This is a genomic window from Thalassotalea euphylliae (assembly GCF_003390335.1).
GTDB classification, from domain to species: domain Bacteria; phylum Pseudomonadota; class Gammaproteobacteria; order Enterobacterales; family Alteromonadaceae; genus Thalassotalea_F; species Thalassotalea_F euphylliae_B.
Map to the genome: position 1 here is coordinate 3,582,434 of NZ_QUOU01000001.1, position 12,248 is coordinate 3,594,681.

Annotated in this window: 10 protein-coding genes; all 10 read right to left on the minus strand. The window is 44.3% G+C overall.

Annotation, left to right across the window (positions count from 1 at the left end; all coding sequences use genetic code 11):
• Positions 1 to 45 precede the first annotated feature (45 nt).
• The 10 genes from DXX93_RS15765 to DXX93_RS15810 all read right to left on the minus strand — a co-directional run bounded on the left by DXX93_RS15765 (position 46) and on the right by DXX93_RS15810 (position 11,943).
• Positions 46 to 993, minus strand: a complete 948-nt coding sequence (locus DXX93_RS15765) for a hypothetical protein (protein WP_116008934.1) — start codon at positions 991 to 993, stop codon at positions 46 to 48.
• A 14-nt stretch (positions 994 to 1,007) separates the two neighbouring features.
• Complete coding sequence (locus DXX93_RS15770; RefSeq protein WP_116008935.1) at positions 1,008 to 1,745, minus strand: hypothetical protein; 738 nt, start codon at positions 1,743 to 1,745, stop codon at positions 1,008 to 1,010.
• The gene (locus DXX93_RS15775; protein WP_116008936.1) at positions 1,732 to 2,286 is read right to left on the minus strand and encodes an RNA polymerase sigma factor; all 555 of its coding nucleotides are present in this window, start codon (positions 2,284 to 2,286) and stop codon (positions 1,732 to 1,734) included. The genes DXX93_RS15770 and DXX93_RS15775 overlap by 14 nt, the downstream gene beginning before the upstream one ends.
• Before the next feature lie 188 nt (positions 2,287 to 2,474).
• Positions 2,475 to 3,740, minus strand: a complete 1,266-nt coding sequence (locus tag DXX93_RS15780; protein WP_116008937.1) for an inorganic phosphate transporter — start codon at positions 3,738 to 3,740, stop codon at positions 2,475 to 2,477.
• An 11-nt stretch (positions 3,741 to 3,751) separates the two neighbouring features.
• Positions 3,752 to 4,432 carry a TIGR00153 family protein gene (locus DXX93_RS15785; protein ID WP_116008938.1) on the minus strand — a complete coding sequence of 227 codons (681 nt, stop codon included), beginning with the start codon at positions 4,430 to 4,432 and terminating at the stop codon, positions 3,752 to 3,754.
• A 205-nt stretch (positions 4,433 to 4,637) separates the two neighbouring features.
• Positions 4,638 to 5,339, minus strand: coding sequence for a phosphate signaling complex protein PhoU (gene phoU, locus DXX93_RS15790; protein WP_116008939.1), 702 nt, complete (start codon positions 5,337 to 5,339; stop codon positions 4,638 to 4,640).
• 39 nt (positions 5,340 to 5,378) lie between these two features.
• On the minus strand, positions 5,379 to 6,203 hold the full coding sequence (pstB, locus tag DXX93_RS15795; protein WP_116008940.1) for a phosphate ABC transporter ATP-binding protein PstB: 825 nt from the start codon (positions 6,201 to 6,203) through the stop codon (positions 5,379 to 5,381).
• A 110-nt stretch (positions 6,204 to 6,313) separates the two neighbouring features.
• Positions 6,314 to 7,951 (minus strand): phosphate ABC transporter permease PstA, encoded by a 1,638-nt coding sequence (gene pstA, locus DXX93_RS15800; protein ID WP_116008941.1) that lies wholly within the window; start codon positions 7,949 to 7,951, stop codon positions 6,314 to 6,316.
• Positions 7,952 to 7,967: 16 nt separating this feature from the next.
• On the minus strand, positions 7,968 to 10,112 hold the full coding sequence (locus tag DXX93_RS15805) for an ABC transporter permease subunit (RefSeq protein ID WP_116008942.1): 2,145 nt from the start codon (positions 10,110 to 10,112) through the stop codon (positions 7,968 to 7,970).
• A 247-nt stretch (positions 10,113 to 10,359) separates the two neighbouring features.
• Complete coding sequence (locus tag DXX93_RS15810) at positions 10,360 to 11,943, minus strand: AMP-binding protein (protein ID WP_116008943.1); 1,584 nt, start codon at positions 11,941 to 11,943, stop codon at positions 10,360 to 10,362.
• Positions 11,944 to 12,248 lie beyond the last annotated feature (305 nt).

The window sequence follows — 12,248 nt, forward strand, 5'->3', positions numbered from 1 at the left end:
AACAATTAAAACGATTTACCAATCGATTAGATGAATTAGTTCAGATTAGAACTGATAAGCGCTGCTCTTTTCCAATAATTGCGCCGTTGTTATTTTATCCATAGCACAGCCGTTGATGTCTCGTTTACTGAAAACATGAATTTTGTCTTGATAGTGGCGACCAACGCGATCACCTCCCGATTTGAGCACGACCGTAACATACTCACCTTTGGGCAAGGCTTTTAAACCATTGCCATACAAACATAAGGTGTCAGCAATTTCCGTACTTAACTGCGTGAAGTAATTAGTGCGTGCTTGCTCAGATTTTTTCGCTGATTCCGCTTGTTTTACGCGAAACTCTTGTCCGCGTTTGGCCAATGCTTCCTTGCTCTCAAGCAGGGCTTTCTTTTGCTTTTCCAACTGCTTTTGCTTGGCTTTAAGCTCAGCTTTTTGTTCTTTATCGGCACGGCGAATTTGAAATTCCACATCGCGATTCTCACGCTCTACATCTCTAAGCTCATAGATGATATCGCGCTCTTCTTCTCGTAAATCACGATACACTTCTCGCTCATCGCGATGTATTTCGATAACCCGTTCATATGCGCGAGACGCCGACTCCATTGCTTTTGCAACTTCTCGCTCAACATCAATATTGGGGTACTCGTCAGTAACTTCTTCGACTACCGCTTCGATATCAGCAATTTGTTCAGCCGACAACAAGTTCACCGGTGGGGCTGGCGGTACTGGCGGCGCAGACACTTGAAAGTTATAACTTCCCCAACTGCCTCTACTGCTTTTCGAGCGCACCGTAAACATGACCCCTTGCTTTTGCAAATATGTGCTGTCAATACCCGAAAGCTTAATCGCTTGTTTCCCCTTCCCTGCACTCACCGATGACTCAATGATATTGCTCATGATATCTAATTGTTTGTGGAGCTGCTGATAGTTAACTTCTGCGGCGCTGGCTAGGTTAACCGTTAACAGACCCGACACTAACATTGCTAATTTTTTCATCGTTAATTCCTCGCTTAATTAGCCCAGTTAGCAGGCTGCATTGTGGCTGATTGGTTAATAAAGTTGGCTTGTTGTAGTACCGCATCTTCCAATTGTTGAAAGCGGATACGCTGATCTAACGCATCATCATTGCGCTGCGCGTTCACAAACTGGATAAAGTCGCTAATGTCTTCTTTGCGCTCTTGTCTGGATGTTTCCAGAATATAGCTGGCAAGCTGCAAGTTACTTTGCTGCTGCTTCTCACTTAACACATTAGTAAAGTTTGCCAAGGCAAGTTCTTGTTGTTGCTTATACTCATTGAGCTTGGCATCAACGAGCAAGCCCACGCGCTCGTCGACTTGTTGGTCAAGTGCCTCTTGGTCTGCGCTTGTCGTACCAAAGGTAAGTAACATGCCTTGGTCACTAAAACTCAGTTGAACATTAAACAACACAAGTGCCATGGCGAAACACGAAAACGCCATTGAAAGCACAGGTAATCCGCGCCACTGCCACCAACTATGAGCACGTTCGGTGTCATCTTCCATCGCTGCACCGCGATCCCAGTGGGGCACAGGTCGCGTCGTTTCTTGACTTGCTAAATACTCAACATATTTAGCCGTGGCAATATGTTGTTTCATGCTTGGCTCGTGGGTCGGGTTATTTTCAAACTCAGCGGCTTGCTCTGACGACATAGTTTTGTCTAGCCATTGGGCAAATTGCTGGTCTTCAAATTGCCCTTGTTTAATGTGGTTGGACTTGTCATGCGGCGACATCTTCCACCTCCAAATAGTCTTTCAATTTATCGAGCGCGCTGTATAACCGCGATTTGGCGGTGTTGGTTGAAATACCTAGCTGCTGCGCTATTTCCTCAAAGGTGAACTGTTGAAAAAACTTCATTTCCACCATAATTTTCTGATTAAAGCTCAATCGTTGCATGGCCTGATGTAGCGCTTGATTGTCTTGCCCTTGGCTGAGACTCGTAGCTAAACACGCCGCTTGGCTGTCATCGGTTTGCTCAGGGACATCATCAATTGATTGCAGCGGTTTTTTCTTGCGGTAATATTCAATACAGCGATAGTGCGCAATTTTAAACAGCCAGCCTTTAAATGGACTATCGCCGCGAAATGTACTCAAATTGCGATACACAGCAATAAAAATATCCTGCATTAAATCCATGGCATCATCTGGGTGATTGACCATGCGATAGGCATAGTTATAAATACCACGTTCGTAGCGCTTGACTAAACTCACCCACGCAGACTTTTTTCCCTTGAGTGCTTGCTTTATCAGCGACTCATCGCTTCGTTCGAACACTTATCTTCCTGTTTGATGTGACTGGCTTTGTTATTTAATAAGGTAGAAGTAAGCATATAAAAAGTTTGAAAATAATTTAAATTTTTAATTTTTTTCTGGTATCGGGGAAAGCGAGGCTTATTTCAGGCAGAAAAAAACCGCTTAGTCAGTAAACTGACTAAGCGGTTTTTAATTCAGTGTGTTTGGTTTTAGCCTAGCGAGCTAGATAAAATCCAGAAGAACACAATAGATAAACCAGCACCTACTGGTAGGGTAATTACCCAAGAAACAACAATGTTGCGCACCACACCTAAGTTAATTGCTGCGATACCACGTGCCATACCAACACCTAATACCGCACCAACTAATGTTTGTGTTGTCGAAATAGGTAAGCCAGTACCAGAGGCGATAACTACCGTACATGCCGCCGCTAATTCAGCAGCGAAACCACGACTTGGCGTTAAGTGTGTAATACCTTTACCGATAGTCGCAATAACGCGATGACCAAAGATCGCAAGACCAGCCACAATACCTAAACCGCCTAAAGGTAGAATCCACCACTCAAGCGCTGCTTTCTTAACGATTTGACCTTCGTTACCGACAATACTCACAACTGCCGCTAGTGGACCAATGGCGTTAGCAACATCGTTTGAACCGTGTGCAAATGCCATACAACAAGCAGTAATAACCATTAGCACAGCAAATACTTTTTCCACATTCACATAGTGGCTTTGCTTGTCAGCGGTTTCGTCAAACTTAATGCGTGCGATAAAGAATTTACCCACGATTGCAACGATTGCCGCAACGGCGATTGCATAGACATAACCTTCAACAGTACCTACGTCTAAGCCAATGTGCTTTAAGCCTTTTTTGATGGTTACTAGCGATAATACGAAGCCCGCTAGGAACATGTATAAAGGTACCCAGCGCTTAGCTTGGCGAAGTGGTTGTTCGGTATCGAAAATCAGTTTTTGAGCACTGTTAAAGATGATAAAAGCAATCACACCTGACAATAACGGTGTAACAATCCAGCTACCAACAATACCGCCCACTTTGCCCCATACAACGGTATCCATGCTCACACCAATCGCAGCGAAACCAATGATGGCACCGACGATAGAGTGAGTTGTTGATACCGGCCAGCCTAGTGCTGATGCAACAAGTAACCAAGTTGCGGCCGCTAATAGCGCAGAAATCATACCGTAAACCAGTAAGTGTGGAATATCGGTAAAGTAGCTAGGATCAATAATCCCCTTGCGAATTGTCGAGGTTACTTCACCACCGGCTAAGTAAGCCCCCGCAAATTCAAAAATCATCGCGATAATAATCGCTTGCTTAATTGTTAACGCTTTTGAGCCAACAGAGGTACCCATAGCATTGGCTACGTCGTTCGCACCAATACCCCAGGCCATAAAAAAGCCAACAACAGCGGCTATCATGACCAGCATAGGGCCATGTGTTACTAAAATGTCCATTAAAACTAACCTTAGTTTTTCGCTAATAAAATTTCTAAACGAGCACCAACACGCTCTGCTAAATCGGCTAGATCGCCGACCCACTCAATGATTTGATAAAGGAACATCACATCAATCGGGTTTAAGTCTTGTTCGATCGCTAGCAGTCCTGTTCGCAAACCAATTTGCATTGAGTCTGTGTCGTCCTCAATTTCATCAAGCTTGTGGATCATTTTTTCAACTAAATCGACTTCACGGCCTCTAAAGCCCGTTTCAAGTAAGTCATCTAATTCATTGATCGCGTCAGCAGCCATATCAATAGCATCTAAACAACGCGCTAAATATTTGAAAAAGTCGTTTTCTAATTCAGCGGGAATAGACAATTCACGACCGATAACACGGCCAGAAATATCTTTTGCTTTGTTGGCAATGCGATCTTGTTGAGTGAGTAGCTCTAATAAGTCAGCACGGTCAACAGGCATAAATAAGCCACCTGGTAACTCTAAGCGTAACTGTCTTTTTAGTGCGTCAGCATCCTTTTCAAGTTGCGAAATTTCTTTACGCACCTTCGCCGCTCGGTCCCAATCCTTGGCCTTTACCGCATCAAAAAACGGATGTAACTGGCGAGCACACTTATTCACGATGCGAATGTGTTTCTCCAGCGGTTTAATTGGTGATTTAGCAAATACACCTAGTATTGAATTGTTCGGCATAATTTTATGTTCCGGATACAAATCTCTGTTTTATTTTTCGACGCGGATTCTAGCTGAAAACCCACCATTTGCAACTAATTCCACCATTTTAGTTGACCAATCAGTCATGAATTTAATTAAAATCAAACACAAAAAAAGGTACATAAACTATGTACCTTTTCTACTTTAACTATAGTTCTTTTAAGATATATTGAAAAACAATGAGTTAGACGTTTTTCATATCTTCAGGGCTGGTGTGACGAAATACTTTGCCTTTGACGAAATACATAATGTATTCACAAATGTTCTGACAGCGATCACCAATACGCTCTAACGCACGCGCTGACCAAATAACGCTCATAATCTGCGGAATTGAACGCGGGTCTTCCATCATATAAGTCATCAACTGACGCATTAAGGCTTCGTACTCGCGATCAATCTTATTGTCGCGCTGGTGTACTTTCATTGCGGCATCAAAGTCCATGCGAGTGAAAGCATCCAACGTTTTTTGCAACATTTTTAGTACGCTATTCCCTAAGTTTTCTAGGTTTAATAGCAAATCACGTTGTTCTTTAGAGAAACTTTCTTGGGCAACATTAGCAATTTTTTCTGCCTCGTCACCAATACGCTCTAAGTCAGTGATGGTTTTAATGATCGCCATAATCAGGCGCAAATCACCTGCTGCTGGCTGGCGCTTAGCGATAATACGCGAACATTCTTCGTCAATGCTCACTTCGTATTCATTGATCTGGTAATCATTTTTTAGCACGCTTTTCGCAAGCTCTTCATCCGCTTCAATCATCGCCGTGATTGAATCTTGCAATTGCTTTTCAACCAAGCCGCCCATCGACATCACGTGGTTGATAACATTTTCTAAATCTTCATTGAATTGACCGGAAATATGGCGGCCGACATTTACTTTATCCATGGTAACCTCTTATTCACCCTTTGCCTTAATTATAACGGATTAACCGTAACGTCCTGTAATGTAATCTTCCGTCTGCTTCTTCGCAGGCGTAGTGAATAACGTATTGGTGTCGCTATATTCAATTAAATCGCCCATGTACATAAACGCCGTTTGATCAGACACACGCGCCGCTTGTTGCATGTTGTGCGTAACAATCACGACCGTGAATTGCTTTTTCAGATCATTGATTAGCTCTTCAATGGTCAAGGTTGAAATCGGATCAAGTGCTGATGTTGGCTCATCCAGTAGCAATACTTCTGGCTCAATGGCAATCGCGCGTGCGATAACCAAACGTTGCTGCTGACCACCCGATAGGCCAAGTGCACTGTCGTGCAAGCGATCTTTGACTTCATCCCAAAGCGCTGCGGCTTTTAACGAGCGCTCTACGGCTTCGTCGAGCACGCGGCGGTTTTTCTCGCCAGTAATACGCAAACCGTAAATCACATTCTCATAAATACTTTTTGGGAATGGGTTAGGACGCTGGAATACCATACCCACTTTACGGCGAAGCGCTGCGACATCGACGTGTTTGTCGTAAATGTTTTCACCGTGCAAGTGAATACCACCTTCAATGCGACAAATATCCACTAAGTCATTCATTCGGTTAATACAGCGTAACAAGGTTGATTTACCACAACCACTAGGGCCGATAAATGCCGTGACTTGACCTTTTGGGATCTTCATATCGATATTATGAAGCGCCTGCTTGTCACCGTAGAACAAGTTTAGGTTCTTAATTTCCAGTGCCGTTTGCTCTGGGGTTAAGTTTGCAAGGTCTAGTCGTGCTGGTGTATCACCAAGTGTTTTCGGGGTTACTGTAATCATAATTAATTCGTTTAACCTTTTTTACAACGCCACTTTTGCAGCGCAGATGAAATCTTTGTTGTTAACTAACCGCCAGCCCTTGCCAGCGGTGTTTTACCAAGTGCGCGTGCTTAGTGCTCTAGTGCGCGGTACTTTTCACGTAGCTTGTTGCGGATGTTGACCGCCGTCATATTCAAACCAACGATGATGGTCACCAAGAGCAATGCTGTTGCATAAACCAGTGGACGAGCCGCTTCAACATTCGGGCTTTGGAAACCAACATCGTAGATGTGGAAGCCAAGGTGCATAAACTTGCGCTCTAAATGTAAGAACGGGAAGTTGCCATCAAGTGGTAGCGTTGGTGCCATTTTGACCACACCAACTAGCATCAACGGGGCAACCTCACCCGCGGCACGCGCAATCGCGAGGATAATACCTGTCATAATCGCTGGGCTCGCAATTGGCAAAATAATACGCCATAAAGTTTCCGCTTTGGTTGCGCCGAGTGCCAAGCTACCGTGACGCATAGATGAGGGAATACGCGCTAAACCTTCTTCTGTCGAAACAATCACCACAGGTAAGGTTAGAATTGCCAGTGTCAGTGCAGACCACAACACACCCGGAGTACCAAATGTTGGGCTAGGCAGTGTTTCTGGGTAGAACAAGCGGTCTAAGTTGCCACCAACCATGTAAACAAAGAAACCTAAACCAAATACACCGTAAACGATTGATGGTACACCGGCCAAGTTGATTACCGCGATGCGAATCAGCTTAGTAAAGGCATTTTTCGCTGCATACTCGTGCAGGTAAATCGCGGCTATCACACCAAATGGCGCAACAATCACTGTCATCAACAATACCATTAATACCGTACCGAAAATCGCAGGGAACACACCGCCTTCGGTATTTGCTTCGCGTGGCTCATCAAAAATGAAACCTGCGATTTGGTCAAAGAATGTCGCGACTTTGCCAAAGAAGCCGAGCTGGTTGTTAAACGACACTTTGATAATTTGATCAAAGTTAATGGTTACTAATTCACCGCCCATCGCACGCATCACAATTTGATCACGCGATACTTGGCTGCGCAGTGCCATCAGGTCTTTTTCGAGTACTTCGTACTCAGTGCGAAGTGCCTGTGCTTGCGATTCTAAATCGGCTTTAACTTCGTCCGTCAACTCACCGTCGATAACATACTTGCGCTCACGTAGACGCAAACGCTCTAAGTTGTAGTTAATCGCACCAATGTCGACTTTTTGTAGTTCGCTGATTTGTTCTTGGAACTCATTAACACGCTCTAGCAATTCGTCAAGTTTTGACGCATCGGCTTCTTGGCCATCAAGAATGATTTTTTCCACGAAACCGTAGAAATTACCGTTACTGCGGCGCTCTACAACCGCGATGTCCTCAGGTAAACTTTGCTCAGTAATTTGTGGCGCTAGTATCCAGCGAAAATCTAAACTGACAAGCTCACGGTTACCGGTTTTAACCAATAAGCGCTCAATCGTGTCTTCGGTAATTTGAACACCTAAATCAAGGTGCGCTAATTGGCTCGCTGGAATGCGTTCGCGGTCGTAAATCTCACCAATCACCACTGATGGTTGACCTTTTTCATCCACCATATTGAATTGGTGAATCTTCGACGGCCAGAAGTACGACAAGCCGTTCGATGCAATCAGCCACAATAAGCCAACAACAGAAATTAAACTTAGGCTGACCCCGCCAGCAGATAACCAAACCCAAGGGGAGCCTGTTTTAAACCAATCTTTCATTTAATCAATCCTTCCCTTACAACGAGCTGTATTTTTCTCTGAGACGTTGGCGAACAAATTCTGCCAGCGTGTTGAACACGAACGTGAAAACAAATAGTACAAATGCCGCCAAGAATAAGATGCGGTAATGCGAACTTCCCACTTCAGATTCAGGCATTTCAACGGCGATGTTAGCTGACAAGGTGCGCATCCCCTGGAAAATACTCCAATCTAAAATTGGCGTGTTACCCGTTGCCATAAGAACGATCATGGTTTCACCAACGGCGCGGCCTAAGCCCATCATAATGGCCGAGAAGATACCCGGGCTAGCCGTTAACAACACAACCTTAATCAGTGTTTGCCATGGCGTTGCACCCAGTGCTAGTGAGCCACTGGTTAAGTGCTTAGGCACACTAAAGATGGCATCTTCTGCCATTGAGAAGATAGTAGGTACAACAGCAAAGCCCATCGCAATACCGACCACCAAAGCGTTACGTTGGTCAAACGAAATACCTAAATCATTGGTAATGTATTGGCGAATGTCACCACCGAAGAACACACTTTCCATCACAGGTGATAACGCAAACGCTAAGAAACCAGCCAGAATCAAAATTGGGATCAAGATAATTGGCGCCCACTCTTCAGGCAGCTTAGCTTTGTATTCACGCGGTAATTTGAACCAAGCAAAGGCGGTAAGGAAAGTTGCCACAGGTAAGAAAATTAACAGCAGGACAATCCCCGGTAAGTAATCTTCAATCAATGGCGCTAACCACAAGCCCGCAAGGAAACCTAGAATTACGGTAGGTAGTGCTTCCATCAGCTCAATCGTTGGCTTCACTTTCTTACGCAGTGCAGGTGGCATAAAGTAAGCGGTGTAAATCGCCGCGCTTAGTGCTAACGGTACGGCAAATAACATTGCATAGGCAGCAGCTTTCATTGTGCCGAATGAAATAGGTACTAGTGAGAATTTCGATTCAAAATCATCGGCACCGCCCGTTGACTGCCAGATGTAATCTGGCTCTGGGTAGCCTTCGTACCAAACTTCTTGCCATAACGCTTTCCACGTCACTTCCGGGTGCTCGTTATGCAACGCGATTAACGCTAGGCTGTTACCATCAGCAGCAATAAGAGCATCGGCACGTGGCGCAATAGCCAGTGCTTTAGGCGCTTGCTGGGCGATAGCACCATGCCATAAATCGGCATCACTGGTGGTGTAGAAAATACCCATTTCACCAGATGCGGTCATGGTGTAGAAACTCTTACGGAACATCTCAGTGTAGATGCCTGCAACCGCTTCAGTTTCGCTTGCGGTAAAGCGGCGAATTTCTTGGAATTGACGGCCTTTTTTGCCAGCCACTTCAAACCACTGACTGACTTGCCCTTGGCTGTCACCAAAAAGTACTGATGAACCACCAGACAGCAGTGCCATTGCGGTAATGTTTGCGCCATCGCTGACAATGTTCGTTAGCTCAGCTTTAACGTCAACGCTGAACTCGTCATCCATATCGTAAACCATCACCGTATTGCCTGTGCGCACGAATGCCATCATTAAATCAGGCGTGATCATAATGTCGTCAACTTGTGCGCCAGTGAACTCAATTTCTTGGTAAACAGGCTCAAATGCAGGGTCGTAGTTAAAGTCATCATCAGCAACTAAGGTCGTTTTGATTAAGCGCTGATCGTCAGTAAAGGCAACAAATATCGCCTTTTCGTCGTTCATCGCGAACCCCAGTTTAGTGACCGTTTGCTCTTGCTCGTCAAGTGGCAAGGGAGCTTCACCTAATGGGTAAATGATTGACGGTGTGATATCACGGCTATCTTTGGGATAAATTGCCGTAAACTTAGCCGCGATAAGGCTAACCTCACCTTGATTATCAATCACTAAGTGGCGACCGTTATCGGCAGGAAAAACTTTGGCAATACCGTTTGCAAACAATTGCGCTGCCAAAATTTCACTGCCTTGGGCGCGAAAGTCACTCTCCGACATTTGGTAGAAAGTCATATAACCTTCTGAGTCGAGCTGATAAGCGACTTCTTTTAACTCATCCAGCCCCGTTGCCAACAACTCACCATTGGTTTGAACACTGATTTCGTTTACTGGCTCTACGCTAGCTGATTCAAAGATCGGCTTAATCACGTAAAGCAAGTACAAGAAGATTAAGATCAAAGTAAATAGCACCATGACACCTCCCAAGGAGATGAACCATTTGGCTAGCTTATTTTTCACCTGACGTATGTCAGCTGATTGAGACGCTATAGACACTCAATTTACCTACATTAAATGATGGGATTAAAAAACTGGCGAGAGTATAAGACAGAAATGTGACAGTTATGTGACAAGAAAATATTCACAGAACTGTCATAAAAAGAGATACCCCTTAAATTATAAGGGGCATAGAGATTTTTAACCTTTCGGTCAATGTGTGAATTTATGCAGTTCTTAGCTCACGGCGTAAGATTTTACCGACGGTAGACTTAGGTAATTCTGCAATAAAAGTGACTTTTTTAGGGGCTTTGTACGGTGTTAGGTGCTCTTTACAGAAAGCTTTAACATCACTTTCCGTTAATGTTGATTCGGGTTTTAGTACCACAAACGCAGATACTTTTTCACCCGTTCCCTCATCAGGTTCACCGATAACTGCCGCTTCCAGAATATCACCATGGTTACTAAGTACGTCTTCCACTTCATTTGGGTAAACATTGAAGCCTGAGACAATAATCATATCTTTTAAGCGATCAACAATGCGAATGCGACCGTCTTCATCAATGACGCCAACATCACCTGTTTTAAAGTAACCGTTAATGATGGATTTAGCCGTTGCTTCCTCTTGTTGCCAGTAACCCGACATGACTTGCGGACCTTTAGCGACAATTTCCCCTTCTTGACCTTGGGCAACAACTTGGTTGTTTTCATCCCATATTTGCAGATCTGTATCCACAAGCGGGTAGCCAATCGTGCCTAAACGCTCATTACCCGGTTCGTTAAAACAAAGTACAGGAGACGTTTCAGATAAACCATAGCCTTCTGAAATAGTACAGCCGGTGACTTCCATCCAAATATCTGCAGCACTATGTGTTAGCGCAGTACCTCCAGAAATCGTCATACGTAGCGAGCTGAAGTCTAACTTGACAAAATCTGGGTGCTGACACAAACCAACAAACAAGGTGTTGATACCAGTAAAGTGGGTAAAACGATATGCCGATAAAGTTTTAACAAAGGCATCAATATCGCGAGGGTTTGGAATCAATACGTTATGCGCGCCATGAGCTGCGGCTAAGATCAAATTCACCAAGAAAGCATAAATATGGTAGAGCGGCAACGGACAAATATAAACATCTTCCCCGTCGAAACATTTAGGCTTAAAGCGCTGGAACGATTGCTCGGCATTTGCCAGCAAATTAATTTGAGACAGCATTGCCCCTTTCGATAACCCCGTAGTACCACCTGTGTATTGCAGTACCGCCAGATCACTTAATTCGCCCTTAACAGGCGTTAAGCTTTCAACATTGGCGCCTTGTTCAAGACAATCCACTAAAGACAGGTACTCACCTTGGTAGCGTTTGTCAGGCATTAAAAAGTCAGTAGCCTGCGTGACAATCACATGCTCAATGTCAGTCTCATCAATAATTTGCGTAAGGTTTGGTAGCAAATCTGCCAAAATCACAATCGCTTTCGCGCCAGAGTCTTTAAACTGATGCTGCATTTCACGTGGCGTGTATAGCGGGTTAGTATTAACTAACACGACACCCGCCAGCAAAGCGCCGTATGCGACAACAGGAAATTGGATCAGGTTAGGTAGCTGAACAGCAATGCGGTCACCCGCTTGTAACCCAGTGTGTTGCTGCAGGTACTTGCTGAAACTCACAGCCTTTTCATAGGTTTGAGAGAAAGTAAATGTTTGCCCTAAACAGCTAAATGCGGGTTTATCTGCGTACTTATTACAAGCTTCTGTGATTAGCTCTGCTAAAGAAGAGAGGCCATGAAGATCAATATTATTTTCATTAAGTGCCATGTTTTATTCCCTGTGACTGCATCAAGCTGCGCAGCTAAGTGCTTGTTGCGATGCAGTATAATTGCATAAGATGCGTAAATCATACCTTATGATTTGTTGTAACAAAATGGAAAACCTTTGCCAGTCTCACTGACTGCTTAACTAAAAGCCATCGAGTAAAAATGTGCATGGGTGGCTAATTAATGTCAACAGACAGACTATCACCCAAAACACTTACCAACATTCACCTTGCTTATAACTGAACATAGCCCTTTACAGCGCTACGCCAGCTAATTGGTATGACCAGCAACGTTAGTGAGGCTGAA